The sequence below is a fragment of the Colwellia ponticola genome (assembly GCF_005885605.1).
Taxonomy (GTDB): Bacteria; Pseudomonadota; Gammaproteobacteria; order Enterobacterales; family Alteromonadaceae; genus Colwellia; species Colwellia ponticola.
In genome coordinates, this window is the sequence record NZ_SZVP01000013.1 from 62,625 (window position 1) to 85,280 (window position 22,656).

The window sequence follows — 22,656 nt, forward strand, 5'->3', positions numbered from 1 at the left end:
TCAGGTTGCTCATCAATACAAAGATGATAATAAACATCATTAGTTACTTGAGCTTGCACCAAGTAAGGCTGTGCATAACTCGTGCTTAAAAAGCAAAAGCATAATAAACAACACAGTAAAGCTAACGCTTTATGAGTAGTCATTATTTGAGTGAACCCTGAATTAGTGCCATAGCCGCGCAGTATATACACAAGTGACTTTTAAGGGAATGATAATCTATGCTATTAGCGTAATAATTAAGCGCAGTTGAACTGAGCATTAACAAATGTTTAACCCGGTTCGGTTTGATATTGGGACGTCATCATCGCTTTTTTATGGGAGTTCACCAGAGGAGAAGGGCTCTGTCTTGTATAAATACGCAATAAAAAGCGCTAATAAAATCGCTAAAGATCATCAATTCTTTAGCGTTAAGTATTCTTAAGTTTTAGTTAAGTTTACTTAACTATTCTTGTAACACTAGCTTTATATTAAATAGTGTCGAGAGAGATATAATGAAAAAAACACTCGCTTTGGTTGTCGTACTACTAAGCATCACCTTTTCAGCGGTATCGGCCGAACAAGCCCTTAGCCCTCAACAGCAGCTTGAACAAGCGTTGTTAGCACAAACCGGTAAAGTGGTTTATATCGACTTTTGGGCGTCTTGGTGTGGTCCTTGTGTTAAGTCTTTTCCTTGGCTGAATAAAATACAAGAGCAATATAAAGCGCAGGGCTTTACGGTGATCAGCATTAATGTTGATGCGGATAAAAATAAGGCGAATCAATTTTTACAAGCAAACCCGGCATCATTCGCTGTTATCTTTGATAGTAAAGGTAGTCTCGCTAAGCACTTTGGGATTCAGGGGATGCCAACCAGTATGTTAATTAACCGTGATGGTGTTATTACTTATCGTCACAGTGGTTTTTTTACCAGCAAAATAGATAATTATCAAAGTGAAATCAAACAGTTGCTTAATGAGTCACCTACGACACTGTCTACAGTGACAAACTCTACAATCAACAATATTCCTACTACATCAGCAAATAAAATCAAGCGAGCTAGCCATGCAAGTCTATAAACCCGTATTGAAAACGTTTTTACACGTTAACCCTAAAATCAAATTGTTTTTATTAACCGCTATTACCCTTAACCTTAGCGCTTGCAGCAGTTTAGGTGTAGAGCCATGGGAACGTGATTTATTGGCAACTAAAGCAATGGCGCTAACGTCTAGCCCTGTTGATGCTGCTTTAGATGATCACATTTATTTTTCAAAAGAAGCCTCAAGCGGTGGTAAGAGCTTTGGTGGCGGCGGCTGTGGGTGTAACTAATGAGCAATTTAGACGGTAAATCAAAAACAATGAATAAAAAAAATCATCTCAAAGCGGCGTTATCTTTAGCGACTAGTGCATTACTGGGCACTAGTGTTGCTACTGCGCCAGTAGTGCAAGCCAAAGAGGTTGATGAATGGCAATTTGACAGTGCCTTTTTACTCTATTCTGAAGCCGATAGGGTCACAGCAGGTGAAGGTATTCTCGCGGGTACCAAAACCTTTGATGATGGCGAAATTTTGGCGTTAAAAATCACTGTTGATGCGTTAACAGGCGCATCGGCTAATGGTGCTGTTGCACAGCCCCAAGCACAAACGTTTACTCGTCCTTCAGGTAACGGACAGTATGAAATCGCCGCTGGTGAAACACCACTTGATGATACCTTTCACGATACGCGTGTGCAATTAAATGCCCAATGGACTCAGCTTATAGCGGATAACCTTACTGGCAGTGTCGGCGGACACTTTTCCAAAGAGTATGATTATTTATCGCTAGGTGTTAATGGTAATGTAGCTTATGACTTTAATAATAAAAACTCTACCTTTTCAATGGGACTAAGTTATTTTCAAGATACCTTTACCCCTGAAGGAGGCATTCCAAAACCACTTTCGTCTATGCTAGTGGGTGATTCAAGTTCACCTGAGTGGGATAAAGAGTTTGCTAAAACTCGACTAGGCACTAGTGAAGATAAAACCACAGCAGATGTTCTTGTGGGCTTTACCCAGGTAATTAATCGCCGCATGATCACCGCGTTTAATTACTCTTATTCAATGGTTGATGGTTATTTAACGGATCCGTTTAAAGTGGCTAGTGTGTTAAATAATCAAGGTATAGCGCAAGATTATATTTATGAAAACCGGCCCGACTCACGGGTAAAACAAAGTACGTTTATGCAGGCTAAATACCATTTTGATGATAGCCTACTAAATACCGTTGCCGATGTTTCTTATCGTTACATGTGGGATGATTGGGGTATCAACTCTCATACCATTGACTCGCGCTTTACTATTCCTATTGGTCGAGTAAGTTATATTGAGCCACATATTCGCTTTTATCAACAAAGTGCAGCGGACTTTTATAAACCATACATTATGGATGATGAAGTGCCAACGGGCTTTATTAGTACAGACTATCGTATTGGTGAAATGACAGCAGTAACCGTAGGCGCAAAATATGGTGTCGTGCTTAACGGTGGTAATGAACTTTCTTTTAGGTTGGAATATTACCGTCAAATGCCTACCAATGCAGGGTTTGTTGATCCCGACGGCTTAAATAGTATCGATGTCTATCCGGTTGTTGAAGCGATTATTGCTCAAGTCAGTTATTCATTTTAAGCTGCACTAATAATCATTCTTAGGTAAGATAGTAGGCTAAATTATATCAGTATCTCAATACATGCTAACAAAACGTTCAGTTAAAGTAAGCCAAGCACAAGACAACTATCGCATTAGCTTTAATGCCATGGCAAGTCCTTGTGAAGTGCTCATACAAACGCAAGATAAGCATGTTGTTGAGCAGCTTGCTCAGTGTGTTAGTGATGAAGTGTGGCGTATTGAACAAAAATACAGTCGTTATGATAGCGCCAGTATTTGTAGCAAAATAAATACCAGTAATGGTCATGACATTGCTATTGATCAAGAAACCTACTTGCTACTAAATTTCGCTGAGCAATGCTATCAACTCAGTGACGGACTTTTTGATATTAGCTCAGGTGTTCTAAGAAAAGTATGGCGTTTTGATAGCGTTAGCGGCGAGTGTCAACACTTTCCTAATGCGGCCGATATTAATAAGTTGCTTGATTTTGTCGATTGGCCGAGCGTTATTTATGATCAACACAGTATTACTTTACCACAACATATGGAGCTTGATTTTGGCGGCATAGGTAAAGAATACGCTGTTGATCGCTGCTTATTATTAGCCAAAAAATTAACGGATGCGCCTATTTTAGTTAATTTAGGTGGCGATTTAGCAGTAACCGGTGCGAGACTTAACAATCAAGCATGGCAAGTGGCTATTGAAAACCCAAACCGAGAGGTACCTGGGCAATCACAAGATATGATTATTGCACTTAGCCAGGGTGCACTAGCAACCAGTGGAGATGCTCGACGTTATTTAATCAAAAATGGTGTTCGATATGGTCATGTAATCAATGCAAAAACGGGGTGGCCTATTGTGAATGCGCCACGCTCTATTACCACCGTCGCACCGCAGTGCATTCAAGCGGGAATTTTAGCAACCTTAGCTTTATTACAAGGTGAACATGCCGAACAGTTTTTAACCGAGCAAAACATCACTTTTTGGGCACGAAGGTAACTATTTACCATCAAACTTACCATAAGCACTTATCACGAGCATTCAGCATGAGAATTTTATTAGTAGAAGATGACCAGGGACTTGCAGAGGCATTACAACAATCTCTAGAGCGAGAAGGTTTTGTCGTTGACCATGTCTCACGGGGTAAGCAGGCGTTAATAGCGTTAGCAGCACCGAGTCATGATATGGTGATGCTTGATTTAGGTTTACCAGATATGGATGGTTTAATGGTCTTGAAAGAGATTAGATCGCAAAAAAATGACCTACCCGTGATAATTTTAACCGCTCGAGACACTATTGATAGTAAAGTACAAGGCTTAGATTATGGTGCAGATGATTACCTAGCAAAACCCTTTAATATGCAGGAATTATTGGCCAGGTTGAGAGTAATAGAACGACGCTTAGGAACTTCGTCCAGTTCAATGATAACAGTTGACCGTGTTAGCTTAGATACTAAAGGCCATAAGGTCTTTTTAGCACCATGCGCTAGTGATAATGCGGAGCAACATAATGCCAGTGAAGATAATGCCAGTGAAGATAATGCCATTGAAGTACACTTTTCAAAAAAAGAATTTATGGTACTAAAGGCATTGATGGAGAATGCAGGACGTATTCAATCACGTGAGCAAATAGAATCTAAACTCTATCATTGGGGGGAAGAGGTGTTAAGTAATGCGGTTGAAGTACATATTCACAAATTAAGAAAAAGCCTACCGACTAAATTTATACAAAATGTTCGAGGTGTGGGTTACATTATTAATCATCCTAAAGGTTAATCACCTGCAAATGAGCTATCACATCGACATTATTCTATGAGCATTCGCCGTTATTTAGTACTGACCTTAGTTGCTGCATTAACATTAATTACTTTTATTGCCGCTATTCAAGGTTATAAAGCTAGTATGGCGCGCGCGGAAAAGTCATTTGAACAACAGTTAGTTGATTTTGCTCAAATAGTAAAAGGTCTTCATCAAACTTTTAACAATAACGAACAACAACTTGTTGTGGACAAACAGCAGACTAGTTTTGCTTTTCAAGTATGGCAAGGAGATCGCTTAGTTATCCAAAGTGCTAACTCGCCAACCAAGCCCATCATGCCAATAAAGGCTATACCGCTGGCGTCTACTCATTTTGGTGAAGTCAATTTTTCAGGGCAACGATGGCGGGCCGTTTATTTAGCGACTAACGCTAATAGCAGTACAGCAAACGATAAAGCCTTGGTCATTATGGTTGCTCAACCGCTACAGAAACAATTTTTGTTGGCTCAAGAGGTTATTCTTGCAGCGGTTACCCCGATGATTATTGCTATTGTTTTATTGTCACTGCTTATTTACGCTATCATCACACAAGGCTTAAAACCACTACACCAACTCAGCACAGCGTTAGCCAATAAACAAAGTAATGATTTTACTCCGCTAGCATTAACGGTTGAAAATACCGAGTTAAGCCGTGTTGTTACTACCTTAAATCAACTTCTTGCGCGGTTAAACTTAGCATTCCAGCGAGAGCGACATTTTGCTGCCGATGCGGCTCATGAGTTGAAAACACCATTAAGCGTATTAAAAATAAATGTGCATAACCTCTCACAAGCACTAAATAAAAGCCAATCAAATGCGCAACAACACAGTCATTCAACAGACTCTTTAGCAAATAATATAATAGAGCACACCACAAATAATAGACGAGACAACGCCGCAAATTTAATTGCACCACTTACGGTAAGTGTTGACAGAATGGGGCATGTCATTGATCAAATACTGCATTTAAATCGCACGAATCCGGATCAAATAAATCAGCACCAACAGCGGGTTAAACTAAAGCCATTAGTGCAATCAGTTATTGCCGACCTCTACCAAGATATCAATAATAAAGAACAAACCATTACCTTAATCACTGATGATATAATGATTAACGGCGATGAAATGTCGCTGCAACTGATGTTAACGAACCTTATCGCTAATGCGACTAAATACACACCAAACAAGGGTGAAATCAAGGTCAGTACAAAGTACCTACTACAGGCAGATAAGCAAAGTAGTCAAGTGAAGCTTATTATTGAAGATTCAGGTGAGGGCATAGCGCCACAAGAATACCACCGTGTATTTGATCGCTTCTATCGCGTGGGCGGCGATCAACATAACTCAACTGTATTTGGTTGTGGTTTAGGTTTAACGATAGTTAAGCATATAGTCGATATGCACGGAGGCAAAATTATATTGTCTCAATCAGCATCGCTAGGTGGACTTAAGGTGACCGTGATTTTTACGCAAAATATTGAAGATAAGGTTCAACCTAAGAGCAGAGAGGCTAGAGACAAAGGTGTTTAAAATAGTCGCTAAAATAAGCTTTATTACCAGCTATATATTACTGTTTATGGTAAGTGCGAGCGTGTTGGCGCAGCGACCAGTGTTTAAGCTTGTGTTGAAAAATCATCTTTTTTATCCGGCCGAAATGATCATACCAGCCAATAAAAAAATAAAACTTATTATCGATAATCAAGATGACAGTGTTGAAGAGTTTGATAGCTTTTCACTTAATCGAGAAAAAGTACTCTTTCCTCAGCAACAAGCCATTATTTATATTGGCCCACTGCCGCCAGGGCATTATACGTTTTTTGGTGAGTATCATCCTAATAGTGCTAGAGGCGTCATTACGGTGAGTGACGCAGTACTGACCAAGTCTACCAAGAAGGCTAATAATGTTAATTAATACCGTTTTAGTGTTATTACAGAGCCTACTCCCTATTTTTTTAGTGGTGAGTTTATTGCTTGCTCTGCAACGGCAAAACCTTTTAACGAGGTCCGCTAATACAGGCGATGAAACAATCGCTAAGCAAACAGAACAAGTCAGTCACCTTGATGACTTGTCAGTAATTAGCGCAGCTAAGTTAACGAATTCCATTACGTTAGCCAACGTAATTAACACAAGTTTTTTTGCCTTTATTATCGTCTGTTTACTCAGTTACTACATGCCAAGTCTTAGCCAACTATTTACCGGTAACGGTCTAGAAATAATTTTTTCAATACTCTTTGGTTTGATTTATGGATTTATTATACTGGCCTTTTTAATCAGTCAAAAACCGCTTATTAATCGCCATAAAGATAGCCGCGTTACTTGGCAGAACAGTCTGATAAATATTGCCATATTATTATTAGTTTTTTCTGTTCACGGTAGTTATTTTAGCTTTTATCTAAAGAGCTTAACGACTCAAAGCATGTCTATTACTCCGTTCTATGCGGGCATCGTTATGGGTATTATTATTGGCACCGGTATTTGTTTAAGTATTGCTATTTTATTGTATTTTTTCTTGATGACAGTAGATAAAAAACCAACCAGTAAAGTGGCTAGTTACTTGTTATTATTATTTGGTGTCGGTCAATTAATGCAAGGGCTACAGTTACTTGAACAAGTCGATATTATCGCTAGTAATAGCCATTTATGGAGTACTAGTTACCTTATTAGTGAAGACTCAGAGCTTGGTTATTTCCTTACTATTTTATTTGGTTATGAAGCGACACCCTCTGCTATGGAATTAGCGGTTTATATTAGCGCTATTCTATTGCCATTATCTGTTGGTAAATTTATCACTTACAAACACCACCATGCGACTTTAACCAATGGGACTGAGTAATGTTTATTTTTAAGTATCAGTATGTCAACGCTCAACCTAGCCAAAGTAGATCTAGTTATGCTTGGCTAATACATAGTCTATGTGTTGTTATGGTGCTCTTCTCAAGTAGGGGGGTTGCTGATGGTGTTGTAGTTGATAAAGTTTATCATCCTTACGTGTTGCCTAATGAGCGAGAAGTTGAATGGCGTATGCTTGCCCAGCGCGAAAATGGTGTCAGTAATGATTTAGCGCACCAAATCGCTTATGGCCAATCAATCACCGACAATGTCATGTTGGAGTTTTACCTTATTGGTCAACGTGACAAAAATGATAACTTTTCTTTAAGTGCTTATGAAGTTGAAGCGCGCTGGATGATAACTGAACAGGGACAGTATTGGGCCGATTGGGGTATGTTGTTTGAAGTTGAAAAGCAGCACCAAGAAAACAATTGGGAACTAACCTCAGGGATGGTTATGGAAAAGGAGTTTGGTCGTACTAGTCTGACGTTAAATGCTTTTTTAATTTATGAGTGGGGCGATACGTTACCCAATGAAATAGAAACTGAATTTCGATTACAATATCGCTTTCGTCATCTTGAACAATTTCAACCAGCGATTGAAGTCTATTCCGGTGAAAACTACCTTGGCTTAGGTCCTGCGTTTATGGGTATTCAACGGTTTAGTGGTCAAAAACAGATTAAGTGGGAGGCGGCTTTTATTACGGGAATCAATAATGAAAGCCAAGGGCATATATTGCGCTTAGCGATAGAATATGAGTTTTAGTGATACTTACTGTCGCCATTTTTGAGTACTCTATTCTGTACACAATATTGTGGTGCACAGTAGTAAACTGACTTTAAAGCGAGTTACCCCCAAGTTATCAATACGTTGCCTAATTGTTTGTTTATCAATCATATTTAATGTTTTATGTCGTTAATTACACTTGTATTTACGTCACTTTTAACGCATGGTAATAGCCATAAACTTTGCTAAAAGGTAGATATGCGATGAAAAAATTAAAAAATGAAGCTGAATTACTGAAAAAAGCATTAACCATTGGTGAAAGGTACGCCGTTAATCGCGGCTATAATAGTTTTTCGGCGACCAATTCAGCGAAAGATAAAGTAGAAAGCCTCTATCGTTTATTAGTCAACGACAAACTTATTCAACCACTGGCCGTTGATAGTGAAGATCAACCCAACATGAAACATAAACTGGCATTGTGGATCGCTAAACAGTTACCAGCCGGGCATGAATTACTGAAATAATAAAACGTTAGCACTCGAGTTTCTTGCGCTGAAAATGAACGAGGTTAATTATGATAAAGGTAATTATTACCCTGTTAGACTAAATATTCTAAAAACTTACTTTTAACGACAATTTTCCATAGCATTCAAACATTAACACTGCTAAATTAATATTGGAATGCTAATTAACTATCGATTAATTATCTATTATTAATGAATAATCATCTATTGATGATGAATAAACAACGAAATAGCAGTAGAGAGCTCACTATGTACCGAACTGACGATGTACGCATCAATAAAATTAAAGATCTATTACCTCCAATTGCTTTATTAGAGCGTTTTCCCGCGTCAGAACAAGCAACGCAATCAGTGGTGGCAGGTAGAACTGCTATTCACAATATTCTTAAAGGTAAGGATGATCGCTTATTAGTGGTTATTGGTCCTTGTTCTATTCACGATCCTAAAGCGGCGCTTGAATATGGCCAACGTTTAATAAAGTTACGTGAAAAATATAAAGACAGTCTTGAAATTGTTATGCGTGTTTATTTCGAAAAACCTCGTACTACCGTTGGTTGGAAAGGTTTAATTAATGACCCTTTTATGGATAATAGTTTTCAATTAAATGATGGTTTACGCATAGGTCGCGAACTGTTAGTCGCGTTAAATGATCTAGGTTTACCTACCGCCGGTGAGTTTTTAGATATGATCACGCCACAATACATGGCAGACCTTATGTGTTGGGGCGCTATTGGCGCACGTACCACAGAATCACAAGTTCACCGTGAATTAGCATCAGGGTTATCATGCCCAGTAGGCTTTAAAAACGGCACAGATGGCACCATTAAAGTTGCCATTGATGCCATTGGCTCAGCTTCAGCGTCACACCACTTTTTATCGGTTAATAAGTTTGGCCATGCGGCCATTGTTGAAACCACAGGTAATAGTGATTGCCATATTATTTTACGCGGTGGCAGAACAACTAATTTTGATGCTAAAAGTGTTAGCGCCGTAACTGAGCAGTTAGCGACCTCAGACTTAAATACTAAAGTGATGATTGATTTTAGTCATGCTAACTCAAGCAAAAAATTTGAAAATCAGTTAATCGTATCTACCGATGTTAGTGAGCAAATTAGTAAAGGTAATGACAATATCTTTGGTGTAATGGTTGAAAGCCATTTAGTTGAAGGTAATCAAAGTCTTGTTAATGGTAAAGCCGAAGTTTACGGACAAAGTATTACCGATGCTTGTATTGGTTGGGATGATACTGAAAAATTATTAAGTCAGTTAAATGAAGCGGTTATTGACCGTAGAAATAGCTAAAGCTAGTATAACATCGAGAGTCTAGCGGGGTAGTATCGCCGAAGTACTCGCCATTCCCTTTGTACTTAATTTATGATAAAACGTCTATTAACTTTGTTAAATAGACGTTTTTTTATGCCACAAATATCGTCCGTTATCAATCAAGTTCAGGCCAGTCAGCACGCTATTACGGCTATGTTAACTGCCCTTGAATCCATCATCTTAGGTAAACCAAAAGCCTGTCGGTTAGCGCTTGCCTGTTTACTTGCCCAAGGGCATTTGTTAATAGAAGATTTACCCGGTATGGGCAAAACAACACTTGCTCATGCGTTAGCCGCTACACTGGGTTTACGCTATCAACGTACTCAGTTTACCAATGACTTATTACCCGCGGATATTGTCGGCTTTTCCATTTTTGATAAAGAGACTAAGCGTTTTAAGCTACACAAAGGGCCTATTTTTAACCAGGTGGTGCTCGCGGATGAAATTAATAGAGCCAGCCCAAAAACACAAAGTGCATTACTTGAAGCCATGGCCGAACATCAAGTAAGTATCGATGGTATTACTTATGAATTACCAGAGCCCTTTTTTGTTATTGCTACGCAAAATCCTTTATTTCATGCAGGGACTTACCCTTTACCAGAGTCACAACTTGATCGTTTTATGATGCGATTATCGTTAGGTTTTCCTGATATAAACGCAGAAAAGAAAATGTTACTCAATGCCACAGAGCGAACCCAGCAAACACCATCAGGCGATAACGCTGAACGTGCGGTAATAATCACAGAGCAAGCGCTGCGAGTTATGCAAAATGTGGTGACTCAAATTCACGTATCTAATGAGGTTATTGATTATATTATTGCCTTAAGTCATGTTAGTAGGCGAGCATATACTCAGCAAGGTAGCCAACAAAGTGACTTAGAAATTAATTGTAAGCCTTTATCACCAAGAGCTTCAAAAGCATTACTACAAGCAGCTAAAGCGATGGCTTTTATAGATAGCCGTGATTATGTTTTACCTGATGACGTGCAAGCAGTTTTTTACGCTGTCTGCCAACACCGCTTAGAAATACATCCTAATCAACAACTAGCTAGGAGTTCTACTAACAATAATAGTTTAGCTAATCAGGTGCTCAATAGTGTTGATGTGATAAACCCGCTTTTTTATTGATAATGACTTACAGGTAATTACTTGAGGGTAATGATAACTCTTAACTCCCCGTAGACAAAACAAGGCTTAGCGATGGCAACAAAAAAACATTTTTTACTGCCTACTGTAATCAGTACTTTTATTGATAAACATGTTGAGGCTTGGCTGTCAAAACGGCTGCCAAAAAGTGATGAACATCAGCTAAACAGCGCTAATATTATCATATACCCAACGCGCTTTGGTTTATCGTATGTAGCTTTTGTTATCTTGGTGTTTGTACTTGGCACTAACTATCAAAATAATATTATTTTATTGTTGAGTTACTTATTGGCAAGCTTATTTATGAGTGTCATGTTGCATAGTTTTTATAATTTATCGCAATTACGCTGTTATAGTCAGGCAAAACAACAAGGTTATGCCGATGACGTATTATATTTTGTCATTAACATTACCACTAAAAAAACACATTATGATATTAATGCTCAGTTTAGCGATGGTACGCTAAACAGTACGGTAGAAAAAATAGCTCAGTGTCACCAAGGTAGTCACCTAATAAAAATACCTTATAAATCCTCTACACGAGGTAAGCACTACTTAGGTCGTGTTAGCGTATTTAGTGAGTATTCTTTAGGTATTTTTAAAAGTAAAGCCATGTTAGATTTTGGTCATTACGCTATTATTTACCCTAAACCCAAGTACGTAAACTATCAGCAGTACTCATTATCAGCGCCATTAAATGAAGCCAGTTATGAGCATTGTCAAACAGTGGCGACTCTTGGTACAGACGATTTTTTCGAGCTAAAACCTTTTGTTAAAGGGGAGTCAAGGGCGCGTACTGCTTGGAAGCAAATGGCTAAAGGCCAAGGGCACTATTCAAAACATTATCAAGCAAACCAGCCCACACTCACGTGGTTAAGTCTTGATAGTATGCCGGGTAATAATGTTGAAACAAAATTGGCTTATTTAAGTTTTCTTATTACAGAGCTAACGGCAAATAATCAATCCTTTGGTTTAGTACTTGGTACAGAGACGGGCGATGAAACGTTAACTATTACGCCTAACGTTGGCGTTCTTCATCAACAAGATTGTTTGACTGCGTTAGCATTATACCGATGATTTTTTTCAACGCTAAAGCAAAACATAAAGTAAAAGAAAGTACTCAAACTAAACGCGTAATAGCGTTTAGTTTGCATCGAAAAAATGCTTGGTTATTATGGTTGTGTCAATGCTTAAATATTGCCGTTATTGCGCTCGAGTTAAGTACTTGGCTGCTGGCTATCATTTCAGTGTTACTGGCATGGCAAGCATTTTTACTTCATAACAATAAAAAACAAGCCAGTATTAAAGCCGTTCATCAAAACCATCAATTAAGAAAACACCTCGATAATCAGTTACAAAATCAACAAAATAAGCCATTCACTACTCATGTATCATCTATTTTATTGACGGTGTTTGCTGTACTTGGCTGTATAGTGATTGCGATTAAAGCAAATCAGGTCGGTATACTGGCAAGTATGGTACATTTACTGTGTTTTTCTTATGTGCTTAAAGCTTTTGAACTCAAAAATCGTCGTGATTTTTACCAATTGTTTTTGTTAGGGCTCTTTGTTCTAGCATCGGCACTCATTTTTAGACAAAATTTAACGTCGTCACTGATCACGCTTGCTTTATTGATTATTAATTTAGCGGTATTGTTGCAATTATTCACCCCAGTAAGGTCATTTTTTACCCATATTAAAGTGATTATTATGTTACTTGCGCAGAGTGTGTTGTTGGCGGTAGTTCTTTTTTTAGTATTCCCTCGACTATCACCTTTTTGGCAAGTACCACTGACACAGTCGGCAGAAACAGGCTTGTCTGACCGGGTTAAACCAGGAGATATTGCTAATTTATCGCGTTCCTCAGCATTGGCCTTTCGTGCTGATTTTGGTCAACAAGCCGTTCCCCCTTATTCGCAGTTATATTGGCGTGCAATGGTATTAGAAAATTTTGATGGTAAACAATGGACGAGAAACAAATTAACCGCAAAAAACAAGCGTGTTCTCGCTGTTAATAGCATTGATACTAGCGTTACTGCGTTGTCTTATCAAATTACGGTAGAGCCGAGCTTTCAACGGTATTTATTTACCCTTGCGCCAGCGATATCTGATCAGGAAAATAAAACGGTTATCAGTCATGACGATTATACCGTTAGCAGTGAAAAAACGATTACTCAAGCCAAGTCATATCAACTGACGAGTTATTTATCAGCGCCATTAACGTTTGCATTATCTAAGGAAAATCGTCTTGCTAATTTATATTACCCACAAGGCAGTAATCCTAAGCTGGAGCAATTGGCGCTGCAATTACAGCATAACTACCCCAATGTTCAAGCAAGGGCACAAGCGGTATTGGCACGAATAAATACGCAGAGTTTTTCGTATACATTACAACCGCCATTATTGATAAATAACAGTTTAGATCAGTTCTTTTTTGAAACCCAAGCCGGTTTTTGTGTGCATTATGCCAGTGCGTTTACTTTTATTATGCGCGCCTCTGGCATTCCAGCACGGTTAGTTACCGGCTATTTAGGCGGAGAATATAACGGCACCAATAATATCCTTGGCTCTACAGGTCAATGGTCTAGCCAAGGTCATTTAAGTATTTATCAATATGATGCTCATGCTTGGTCTGAAATATGGGTAGCAGGTAAAGGCTGGCTTCGCATTGACCCAACCAGTGCTGTTGATCCCCAGCGGATTAATTCGGGCTGGTCTAGGCAATTACTGCAAGAGCAATCACTCCTTAATCAGGAGCTATTTAGTTTATATCAATTAAAAAATATCGCTTGGCTAAATACTTTACGTTTACAATTTGATGCGCTTGATTATCAATGGACCCGTTGGGTTATTGGTTTTACTCGTAAGCAGCAAACGGATGTATTTAAACGCTGGTTTGGTCATAGGGCTTCATGGAAAACCGCCTTAATTTTAACGCTTTCTTTACTTGTTAGTGTCGCTATTATTTTATTTTCTATCGACTTTTTTAATCGCCCTAAGCGAGCAACAGTACCGTTAAAAAAGTGGCAGTTATGGTATCAAAAAGCATTAACTCTATTAGCAAACTATGGACTTGAGAAGCCAGCGGCGATGACAGTGACTGATTTTACTCAGCAAGTTCAAGCGCACTATCCTCGGTTAGCTATTGCCTTTAGCCGATTAAGCGCAAGTTATAATCGTTTGTGTTATCAGAGCTTGTCAACTAGCGAACAAGCAGAGTTGCTATTGGTTATGCAGCAGCAATACCATGACTTTGTTCATCTAGTGAAAAGTGACAATCATAAAGCCTCGTAACTTATCTTCTCCACTATGAGGAATTTATAGGTGTTCATAAAATTGAAATATTTAACAGTTAGTGTAGGGTAGGTACTATAGCGTAATAAAAAATAGTCACGATGACAGAAAAAATGACAGAAAAAGAGTACAGTAAAGTTATCTTATTTTAGGAATATATTCCTTTAACAAGTGCAGGAAGCGTTGATTTTATAGTTTGTTTTATCGTAATTTCACCATGAATACCCTCAGTAGGTTTATGGTAAAAATGCGTTAAGCTGTTTTTTAACACGTACTAAGGAGTGTTTACTATGCGACATACTCGAAGTGAATACGACAATGTTTTTGAAAAAAAAGCCCCGCTTGCTGAGCGCTTTAACATGGCGACGTTTATTGCGGTTATAAGCTATTTCACCCTACTTGGCTGGATAGTGGCCTTAGTGATGTATGATAAGCATCAATCTTCCTTAGCAAATTTTCATTTACGCCAATCGTTAGGTCTAATTATTACTGGCGCTATACTTTCCTTAATTCCATTAGTGGGTTGGGCACTTAATGTCGTGGTGCTCTTAGCTTGGCTAGTTGGGCTTTGTTGCGCTATCCAAGGAAAAGAATATGCAGTGCCTTTGTTAGGTGATTTCTATCAAGAGCATCTAGATTTTATTAAATAAAAATCTGACTATATTTTACGAACTCACCTTTAACGCTATGCTCGATGTGCAATAACAAGGCAAATTTGTTTCGGTTCATTCTACATTAAATAAATTTAACGCGCGTAGAGTGCATTGAGCAAGTCCCCAAGGGAAAGTACCTTACTGATTTTACTAGTGTTCATCTACGCCTTATGGTTAAATTACTTTTAAATATCTCCCAAAAAAATTAGCTAAAAGTTGGCTAAAACTTTAGCTCACGAGGCATACCTTGATCTACCTTTATCCCGCTAACAAAATGGAAAATTTGTTGCTTGTGCTCAACAAAATTTCTCAGCTTTCTCCTCTCGGTGTCTTTAATCAAGAAGTTATTGTTGTGCAAAATGCCGGTATGCAACATTGGCTTAACTTAGCCATTGCTCAACAACGCGGCATTAGCATGAATATGCGTTACGCGTTACCTGCGCAGTTTTTGTGGAAGCTAATAAGATCGCTTGCTAGCGATGAGAAAGTACCTGATCAGTCACCTTATTCAAGAGAAGTGCTTTGTTGGCGAATTCATCAACTGTTGGCTGAGGATATTGTCATAACAGATAACGACTTTAGCCAAGCAACACATTATTGGCGTGGTCAAATAGATGTCAATTCAACAGGTGATAACACTTATCAAGAAGGTAAACATGCTCAGTTAAAACGCTATCAACTAGCGACTCAATTAGCCGATTTATATGAGCAATATTTGATTTTTAGACCGCAGTGGTTAGACAACTGGCAACAGGGTAATTTTGATTTAAAGGGCTTAGAAAATACGGCAACTAGTGAGCACAAATGGCAAGGAAAATTGTGGTGTTTATTAATTGAACAGCTACCTTACAATCCGGTTGAATTATTAAATGATGCCATTGCTAATATCAAAGATAAAAAAGATCTCATTCCGCCACGTATTAGTTTTTTTGGCCTTAATACTATGGCACCGATGTGGTTAAACTTTATTAACGCCTTAAGCGAGCAGGTTGAAGTACATTTCTTTCATCTGAATCCGTGCTTTTCCTATTGGGGCGATATTATTAGTGAAAAAAGTGCCATCGCTAAATTATCTCAATGGTCAGACGGTGTCTCAGCCGATGAAAGTAACGCACATAACTTTGTCGGTAATCCGTTATTAGCAAACTTAGGCCAGCAGGGGCGAGAGTTTATTTCAATGTTACAAGAGTACAGTACCATTGATGTAGAGCTGTTTGAACAAGCCAGTAGTGATTTACTAACGCCTGAGCAGTCGTTACCTGATCGCTCCGCTACCAGTGTTTTACATCAACTCCAAAATGATATTCTTGAACTCTCTGATGCCAGAGAGCAACACGAGAGTAACTCAATAGACACCCAGCATGATGATTCCATTGTTATCACCAGTTGCCATAGTGCCTTACGCGAAGTTCAAGCATTACATGACTACTTATTACATCAATTTAATCAAGACAGCAGCTTAACACCCAAAGATATTTTGGTGATGTGTCCGCAAATAGAGCAATACGCCCCGTATGTTAATGCAGTCTTTACTCGAGGCTGGCAAGATATTGCTGGCGAAGTACCGCCACTGCCTTGCTCAATTGCTGATCGTAGTGCCAAAGATAGTGATCCGTTAGTCGCCGCCTTTACCGAACTATTAACCTTACCCGATAGCCGCTTTGGTGTCTCACAATTGTTAGCGTTTTTACGTTTACCCGCGATGGCAAATCAGTTTGCTATTAACAGTGAAGATTTAACTAAAATTTCTGCGTGGCTTGAACAGGCAACTGTGCATTGGGGCCTAGATGGGTATCATAAAAAGTCTTTATTAGGCCAACAAGCCAATGCCTCGTTTACTTGGCAACAAGGCTTATCACGCTTACTACGCGGTTTTGCTTACGCTGACCACGAGCAAGTGTACCAACAGCAGCTGTTATTAAGTAATGTTGAAGGCAGTGACGGTGTTTTACTGGGTCAGTTAATGTTATTTATTGAACAATTACATTACTTTAGTGAAAACTTACAACGCTCACGCACGGCAACGCAATGGCAAGTTTTTTTACTAGAACAATTAAGCCATTTATTTAGTCGTGTTGACGCCGACAATATCAGCCATGAAAACAGCTTGATGGTGATAGAACAAGCCATCGCTGGGTTAGTAGAGCATTGTCACCAAGCTAACTTTACTGATGATATCTCACTGTTGATTGTGGTTGATTATCTCACGCAGCATTTTAGTCAAGGTGATGCCAGTAAGCAGTTTATGGTTGGGCAAGTGACGTTTTGCTCTATGTTACCTATGCGAAGTATTCCTTTTAAAATCATCGCGGTACTTGGTCTTAATGATGGTGAATTTCCGCGTCAACGCCAACCATTAGGCTTTGATCTTATGTCACTTTCTAAAGCCGAATTAGGTGATAGGTCGCGTCGTGGCGATGATAGATATTTATTTCTTGAAGCAATAATTTCAGCAAGAAAGGCATTATATTTAAGCTATCAAGGTCGCAATATTAAAAACAACAATGAGAAGCAACCCTCATTGGTGGTAAAAGAGCTGATGGAATATTTAGCGCAAGGTTATGGTTGGCAGTTCTCAAAAGATGACAGTAATAAAGGCAATAAAGAAGGTAGTTTAGAGGGGCTAGATGCAGAGGAGCAAGATAAGCCATTGGCTATTTATCAAGTGGCTATGCAAGCCTTTAGTCCTAATAATTATCGAGGAAAATGGCCAAGTTTTGATGCCAATTGGCTGGCGTTAGGACAAGGTTCTATCAGCGATACGGGGGTTGTATCACCGGAACTTTTATCAGAAAAACTGTCCGTAGCATCGTTAATAACAACAACCGAGACTCTGAGCCTGTCTTGTCAGCAATTAGGTCGTTTTTATCAGCACCCCGCTAAGATGTTTGCCCAGCAGCAACTTAATTTATATTTTGAGAATAACAATACCTTACTTGAAGATGTTGAACCCTTTAGCGTTAATCACTTACAAAGCTATTTATTACGCCAAGACTTACTTAGCGTGGCGTTAACAGACAAAACGACAGTAACTGGCGCAATCGAACACGCCTCAACCCAAGCTCAGTTTGAGCAAGTAGTAACCCGTGCGCAATTATCAGGTAAGTTTCCTGATTTACCAACAATGTCTAACTTGTTTAGCGATTATCAGCAAGATGTTGTGCAATTTAGCGAAGAAATCAATAAACTTGGCTGTGAAAACCCTGAGATTATCGATTGTAAGCTAACACTTGAACTTAATCTCAGCGATATTGGCTGCACTGCGCCAAATGGCGCTAAACAGATGAAAGTCATATTAAGTAGCCAAGTAGCGGTTAAAAATAGCCAGTTAGTGCATTATCGTAGTTCAAGCGCTAAAGCCAAAGATAAATTTATGATGTACTTGCACCAACTTGTTGTGCAGGTATGGCAAGATCAGGCAATTACTCATAACCTCAGCAGTGTTGCTAGTAGCAATGAAAAAAATCAGCGGCTTAAGCTAGCGCAAGTCACTGACTCTATTGGTTTATATTTTAATACCAAAGCGCAAAAAGTAGAGCAGTTTAGTGTTGCGACTATTAGTAATGCTAAAGCCAAATTAATGAACCTTATTACCCTATTTATTAAAGGCCAGCAGCAAGTGCTGTTGTTAAATGGCGAACTAGCAGAGCAGGTATTTACCCCCAAGCGCGGTAAACTTGTTGACATGACCCAAGCGCGTTTTGAAGCGTTATGGTTTGGCGATATGAGCACCCGTGGTTTGGGTGATGATGATTATCTTCAGTATTTTTGGCCTGAGTGTCCGCAGTATCAAGATCACCAAGGCGCGCTCGACTTTATTTATCAAGATTTATATCAGGTGGTCACTAAAGATAAAGCTAAGCCAGCAGCTAAAGCTCAAACAGTAAAAACAACCGCTAAGCCAAGCAAGGAGGCTAACTAATGACGCAAGCAGAGCTAACGCTGAAAAATCTTGATGCTGCCAGTATTGCATTAAGCGGAAAACACCTGATTGAAGCCAGTGCCGGCACCGGTAAAACCTACAATATTACCCGTATTTACTTACGTTTATTACTTGAGCGCGAATTAACCGTAGAACAAATATTGTTAATGACCTTTACCAAGGATGCCACGCAAGAGCTACGCGGGCGCATTGATACGTTTATTCGTTTAGCCCTAAAAGACTGGGATAGTTTGTGTACAACAGATGCCTATTTTACTGAACTTGATAAACGTATTGATAAAACGCGGCGCGAATTTCTATTAAAACGTGCTTTATTGTTCTTAGATGAAGCCGCTATTTTTACCATTCATGGCTTTTGCCAGCGGGTACTGAGTCAATATGCGTTTACCAGTGGTTTGCCTTTTAATGCCAATATGGCTGCTAACTCCTCTGACATTACGCTGCAAGTTTGCCAAGATTGGTATCGCAGTTTAGCTAAATCAGACGATGAAAGTTTTATGCTATTGGCTAGCTTTTGGCCAACACCCGATAGCTTTTTAGCAAGTTTTAGTAAAGCTATCGGTCACACCAGTGCTTTGTCCGTAATTGATGTTGATAGCATTGCAGCTGAATTTATTGCCTTAGTGCGTCTTGCTGCGCAAACGTTATCGGCTAACAGCGACTTATTTGAAAATGCGTTAATATTGGTAAAAAAAGGCGCAGAGCAAGAAAAAAGACGTAGTGAATTGTCACAATTAGTGCATTGGCTGGACAGCATTATCAGTGAAGAGCTTAGTGTAATGGCGGCGGGCGAGGGCAAGGTAAAAATGCCGGATAGCTTTTTTGATGGTAAACGTTATGCGCGTTCAGCCTTTAAAAGCGAGTTACTAGCCGCGTTTGAGCCAGTAAAGGCGTTGAAAGAACAGCTGAAAAAAATAGCGAGTAACCTTAATAAAGCCAAAGCCTACGCGATTGTTAAGTCTGGTATTTATAGTATTAGACAAGAGGTGATTGAACAAAAACAAGCACTTAACTTGTTAGATTTTGACGATCTTATTAATACGTTAGCGGATTGTCTTAGCGCCGCAAACGAAAGCGCTAATTTACTCGCGCAACAATTACTGAGCCAATACCCGGTGGCGTTAATTGATGAATTTCAAGATACCGATCCTAAACAATTTGGTATTTTACAAGCCATTTATTATGGCGATAAGGCTAAACATTCAAACGCGGGCTTATTTCTTATTGGCGATCCTAAACAAGCTATTTATGGCTTTCGAGGCGGTGATATATTTGCCTATTTAAACGCACGCCGCGGTTGTGATCATCATTGGCTGATGGATACTAACTGGCGCTCAACGCCTGACATGATTGCCGGCTATAACCAACTGTTTACTTACCAGCGCAATGAAAGTGCTGCGCAGGGAGAAAGTGTCTTCGGCTTTGGTATTCCTTATTTACCGGTACTGGCGGGTAAACAAACGCAGCAAAATACTCAAGCGACGAATCATTCACTAATGGTCAATAGTGGTAAGTTGGTTGACAGTGATAAAGCGCTGCAATTTATCCATTTTAGTGCGCCAACAGATGATGTAGATGGTAGTACTAAAACGGATAAAGTGACGCAAGCAAGTCGACCTATGTTGGCTGCCTGGTGCGCCAATGAAATAGTGGCTTTACTGTGCACTAAGGTAACGCCAAAGGTAAAACCTAAAGATATCGCCATACTAGTCAGAGATGGCGCCGAAGCCCGAGATATAAAGCATGCCTTAGAGCAAGCAGGGCTTGATAGCGTATTTTTATCAGACCGAGCCAACTTATTTCATTCTGCGCAAGCTAAACAATTACTAGGGCTACTTAAAGGGGTGTTATTACCCGAAGATGAGCGTTTATTTGTCGCGGCATTATCTTGTGGTTTGTTAGGGTTTGATGCCAAAAAGTTACATCAGCTGCAACAAGATGAACTCGCTTATCAAACACTCAAGTTTACTTTTATTGATTATCGCAGCCAATGGCAACGCCAAGGCTTTATTACCATGGCGATTAACTTGATGCACAACTTACTTGACGTGCCTCAGCATAATAAAGATCGTTGTTTAACCAATGTATTGCATTTATTTGAAATTTTACAAGCGGCGAGCGTGCGATTAAGCCAAGGACAAGAATTAGTCCACTGGTTTGAGCAGCAATGCCATGCACAAACTAATGACGTTGAAGCGGAATTGCGTTTAGAAAGTGATGGTGATCTTATCCGCTTGATAACCCAACATGGCTCAAAAGGACTTGAATACCCTTATGTGTTTATTCCTTTTGCCTGTCGTCATAAAGATCCCCTTAAGTTTGGTAATAAGTCGGTGAGCTATCTGGAATATCATGATAAAAACGGTGATTTATGCTTAAGTCTTGATGGCTCCCAAGAAGCTAAACAAGCCATGAGTTTGGAGTCTTATGCTGAAAGTATTCGCTTATTGTATGTCGCGATCACCCGAGCAGAGCGGCGATGTTACCTGTTGTCTTGTGCCTTTGATGAGTATCATTTATCTCCTTTAGGTCAAACACTACAGCTTGCAGAGCAAGAAAGCATTATTAAACCGCTACAAGCGCTTAAAGCCACTGCTGAGCATGCTATTGGTATTCGAGAGGTGTCACTCGATTGTGTTATTGACTCACCTGCTAACCAAGTTGTTGATGTAGATAATCAAACCGGACTCAATTCGTTAGCAAAGAATACACAGGATGTAAGTAATCTTGTGGTCAGTCAATTTACTGGAAAAATAGAACGCGATTGGTGGTTAAGTTCATTTACGGCGTTAAGTCGTAATATACGCCATGGCGGTGTCTCTAATCCTGACAGGGATACCGATACCGCCATGGCTGCGTTAACCTCGTTCAATACTTTAGCGCTTGATGCGGCTGATGACTATGCTCAAGCAGAGCAGATCTGCTTTACCTTAGCTAAAGGTGCGCATACCGGTAATTTATTACACGATATTTTAGAAAAAACCGATTTTTCTGCGCCAGATTGGCAAGATAGTATGGCAAAGCCACTGTCAGATTATGGTGAGTTAACAACTAGTGCCAATAATGCTAATAAGTCATTTACTGCTGATGAGTTAACTGCGTGGTTAACGCAAGTATTGAACGCGCCATTTATTACCAGTGATAACAGGATAACTCAGGGCATAACTGACGATATAACTGACGGCACAGTGAATGAAACGTTTGGCTGCTTAGCAGATCTTCCCAGTAATAAAACCTTACGCGAAAGTGAATTTTATTTTCCAATGCAAGGCGAAGGAACTGGCGTTTTAGCTAATTTGCTAACCGATCACCGAAATAGCGCTCAGCGTATTAATTTGGCAAATAGTAAGGCAAACAATAGTGCTAAAAGTGCCTTAACCTATCCGGTTATGTTACCAAGCTACAAAAAACTCTCAGGTATGATGCACGGTTTTATTGATTTAATTTTTGAATATCAAGGTAAGTACTACCTATGTGATTATAAATCAAACCACTTAGGTGATAGCTACCAGGATTATCAATTTGATGCTTTGCTTGATAATGTTGAAAAAAATTATTACGACCTGCAATACCTTATTTATTCAGTAGCATTACATCGTTATTTGAGGCAAACCTTGATCGATTATGATGTTAACCAGCACTTTGGTGGTGTTTATTATTTATATTTACGTGGCATGACAACCGCGCCGACACACCTAGGATCAGGTGTTTATTATCGAGCGGTCACCGAGCAAGAGCTTAATGCTTTAGACGCGCTATTTTCTCAAAAAAAGATAAACCCAGCAAAGACAGAGGAAGCCTAA

General features: G+C 39.3%; 17 protein-coding genes. All 17 read left to right on the forward strand.

What is annotated here, in order from left to right; genetic code table 11:
- Nucleotides 1-491 precede the first annotated feature (491 nt).
- The 17 genes from FCS21_RS12580 to recB all read left to right on the forward strand — a co-directional run bounded on the left by FCS21_RS12580 (nt 492) and on the right by recB (nt 22,656).
- Nucleotides 492-1,055, forward strand: a complete 564-nt coding sequence (locus tag FCS21_RS12580; RefSeq protein WP_138623899.1) for a TlpA family protein disulfide reductase — start codon at nt 492-494, stop codon at nt 1,053-1,055.
- Complete coding sequence (locus tag FCS21_RS12585) at nt 1,042-1,305, forward strand: DUF4266 domain-containing protein (RefSeq protein ID WP_138623900.1); 264 nt, start codon at nt 1,042-1,044, stop codon at nt 1,303-1,305. The genes FCS21_RS12580 and FCS21_RS12585 overlap by 14 nt, the downstream gene beginning before the upstream one ends.
- Complete coding sequence (locus FCS21_RS12590) at nt 1,305-2,639, forward strand: DUF3570 domain-containing protein (protein WP_138623901.1); 1,335 nt, start codon at nt 1,305-1,307, stop codon at nt 2,637-2,639. The genes FCS21_RS12585 and FCS21_RS12590 overlap by 1 nt, the downstream gene beginning before the upstream one ends.
- A gap of 61 nt (nt 2,640-2,700) precedes the next feature.
- A complete protein-coding gene (locus FCS21_RS12595) occupies nt 2,701-3,618 on the forward strand; it encodes an FAD:protein FMN transferase (protein ID WP_138623902.1) in 918 nt (305 codons plus the stop codon).
- Nucleotides 3,619-3,665: 47 nt separating this feature from the next.
- The gene (locus FCS21_RS12600; protein ID WP_138623903.1) at nt 3,666-4,394 is read left to right on the forward strand and encodes a response regulator; all 729 of its coding nucleotides are present in this window, start codon (nt 3,666-3,668) and stop codon (nt 4,392-4,394) included.
- A 36-nt stretch (nt 4,395-4,430) separates the two neighbouring features.
- Entirely contained in the window at nt 4,431-5,945 is a 1,515-nt protein-coding gene (locus FCS21_RS12605) for an ATP-binding protein (RefSeq protein ID WP_138623904.1), read from the forward strand.
- A gap of 22 nt (nt 5,946-5,967) precedes the next feature.
- Nucleotides 5,968-6,327 carry a cupredoxin domain-containing protein gene (locus FCS21_RS12610; RefSeq protein ID WP_371287241.1) on the forward strand — a complete coding sequence of 120 codons (360 nt, stop codon included), beginning with the start codon at nt 5,968-5,970 and terminating at the stop codon, nt 6,325-6,327.
- Nucleotides 6,317-7,249 carry a hypothetical protein gene (locus FCS21_RS12615; protein ID WP_138623905.1) on the forward strand — a complete coding sequence of 311 codons (933 nt, stop codon included), beginning with the start codon at nt 6,317-6,319 and terminating at the stop codon, nt 7,247-7,249. Before FCS21_RS12610 ends, FCS21_RS12615 begins: the two co-directional genes overlap by 11 nt.
- An 89-nt stretch (nt 7,250-7,338) precedes the next feature.
- Nucleotides 7,339-8,010 (forward strand): hypothetical protein, encoded by a 672-nt coding sequence (locus FCS21_RS12620; protein ID WP_138623934.1) that lies wholly within the window; start codon nt 7,339-7,341, stop codon nt 8,008-8,010.
- Between the two features lie 224 nt (nt 8,011-8,234).
- The gene (locus tag FCS21_RS12625; protein WP_138623906.1) at nt 8,235-8,495 is read left to right on the forward strand and encodes a DUF5062 family protein; all 261 of its coding nucleotides are present in this window, start codon (nt 8,235-8,237) and stop codon (nt 8,493-8,495) included.
- A 249-nt stretch (nt 8,496-8,744) separates the two neighbouring features.
- A complete protein-coding gene (gene aroG / locus FCS21_RS12630) occupies nt 8,745-9,797 on the forward strand; it encodes a 3-deoxy-7-phosphoheptulonate synthase AroG (RefSeq protein WP_138623907.1) in 1,053 nt (350 codons plus the stop codon).
- Nucleotides 9,798-9,911: 114 nt separating this feature from the next.
- The gene (locus tag FCS21_RS12635; protein WP_246047234.1) at nt 9,912-10,946 is read left to right on the forward strand and encodes an AAA family ATPase; all 1,035 of its coding nucleotides are present in this window, start codon (nt 9,912-9,914) and stop codon (nt 10,944-10,946) included.
- Nucleotides 10,947-11,018: 72 nt separating this feature from the next.
- Nucleotides 11,019-12,041: a DUF58 domain-containing protein gene (locus FCS21_RS12640; RefSeq protein WP_138623909.1), complete on the forward strand. Its 1,023-nt coding sequence runs from the start codon at nt 11,019-11,021 to the stop codon at nt 12,039-12,041.
- Nucleotides 12,038-14,257: a transglutaminase TgpA family protein gene (locus FCS21_RS12645; RefSeq protein ID WP_138623910.1), complete on the forward strand. Its 2,220-nt coding sequence runs from the start codon at nt 12,038-12,040 to the stop codon at nt 14,255-14,257. The genes FCS21_RS12640 and FCS21_RS12645 overlap by 4 nt, the downstream gene beginning before the upstream one ends.
- A 290-nt stretch (nt 14,258-14,547) precedes the next feature.
- On the forward strand, nt 14,548-14,907 hold the full coding sequence (locus FCS21_RS12650; protein ID WP_138623911.1) for a DUF4870 domain-containing protein: 360 nt from the start codon (nt 14,548-14,550) through the stop codon (nt 14,905-14,907).
- Between the two features lie 277 nt (nt 14,908-15,184).
- Nucleotides 15,185-18,832 (forward strand): exodeoxyribonuclease V subunit gamma, encoded by a 3,648-nt coding sequence (gene recC / locus FCS21_RS12655; RefSeq protein WP_371287240.1) that lies wholly within the window; start codon nt 15,185-15,187, stop codon nt 18,830-18,832.
- On the forward strand, nt 18,832-22,656 hold the full coding sequence (gene recB / locus FCS21_RS12660; protein WP_138623913.1) for an exodeoxyribonuclease V subunit beta: 3,825 nt from the start codon (nt 18,832-18,834) through the stop codon (nt 22,654-22,656). The genes recC and recB overlap by 1 nt, the downstream gene beginning before the upstream one ends.

What these genes read in the sequence shown, in the direction of transcription:
- FCS21_RS12580 (WP_138623899.1), top strand. Translation starts at nt 492, where the DNA reads ATGAAAAAAACACTCGCTTTGGTTGTCGTACTACTAAGCATCACCTTT.
- FCS21_RS12585 (WP_138623900.1), top strand. Translation starts at nt 1,042, where the DNA reads ATGCAAGTCTATAAACCCGTATTGAAAACGTTTTTACACGTTAACCCT.
- FCS21_RS12590 (WP_138623901.1), top strand. Translation starts at nt 1,305, where the DNA reads ATGAGCAATTTAGACGGTAAATCAAAAACAATGAATAAAAAAAATCAT.
- FCS21_RS12595 (WP_138623902.1), top strand. Translation starts at nt 2,701, where the DNA reads ATGCTAACAAAACGTTCAGTTAAAGTAAGCCAAGCACAAGACAACTAT.
- FCS21_RS12600 (WP_138623903.1), top strand. Translation starts at nt 3,666, where the DNA reads ATGAGAATTTTATTAGTAGAAGATGACCAGGGACTTGCAGAGGCATTA.
- FCS21_RS12605 (WP_138623904.1), top strand. Translation starts at nt 4,431, where the DNA reads ATGAGCATTCGCCGTTATTTAGTACTGACCTTAGTTGCTGCATTAACA.
- FCS21_RS12615 (WP_138623905.1), top strand. Translation starts at nt 6,317, where the DNA reads ATGTTAATTAATACCGTTTTAGTGTTATTACAGAGCCTACTCCCTATT.
- FCS21_RS12620 (WP_138623934.1), top strand. Translation starts at nt 7,339, where the DNA reads ATGGTGCTCTTCTCAAGTAGGGGGGTTGCTGATGGTGTTGTAGTTGAT.
- FCS21_RS12625 (WP_138623906.1), top strand. Translation starts at nt 8,235, where the DNA reads ATGAAAAAATTAAAAAATGAAGCTGAATTACTGAAAAAAGCATTAACC.
- aroG (WP_138623907.1), top strand. Translation starts at nt 8,745, where the DNA reads ATGTACCGAACTGACGATGTACGCATCAATAAAATTAAAGATCTATTA.
- FCS21_RS12635 (WP_246047234.1), top strand. Translation starts at nt 9,912, where the DNA reads ATGCCACAAATATCGTCCGTTATCAATCAAGTTCAGGCCAGTCAGCAC.
- FCS21_RS12640 (WP_138623909.1), top strand. Translation starts at nt 11,019, where the DNA reads ATGGCAACAAAAAAACATTTTTTACTGCCTACTGTAATCAGTACTTTT.
- FCS21_RS12645 (WP_138623910.1), top strand. Translation starts at nt 12,038, where the DNA reads ATGATTTTTTTCAACGCTAAAGCAAAACATAAAGTAAAAGAAAGTACT.
- FCS21_RS12650 (WP_138623911.1), top strand. Translation starts at nt 14,548, where the DNA reads ATGCGACATACTCGAAGTGAATACGACAATGTTTTTGAAAAAAAAGCC.
- recC (WP_371287240.1), top strand. Translation starts at nt 15,185, where the DNA reads ATGGAAAATTTGTTGCTTGTGCTCAACAAAATTTCTCAGCTTTCTCCT.
- recB (WP_138623913.1), top strand. Translation starts at nt 18,832, where the DNA reads ATGACGCAAGCAGAGCTAACGCTGAAAAATCTTGATGCTGCCAGTATT.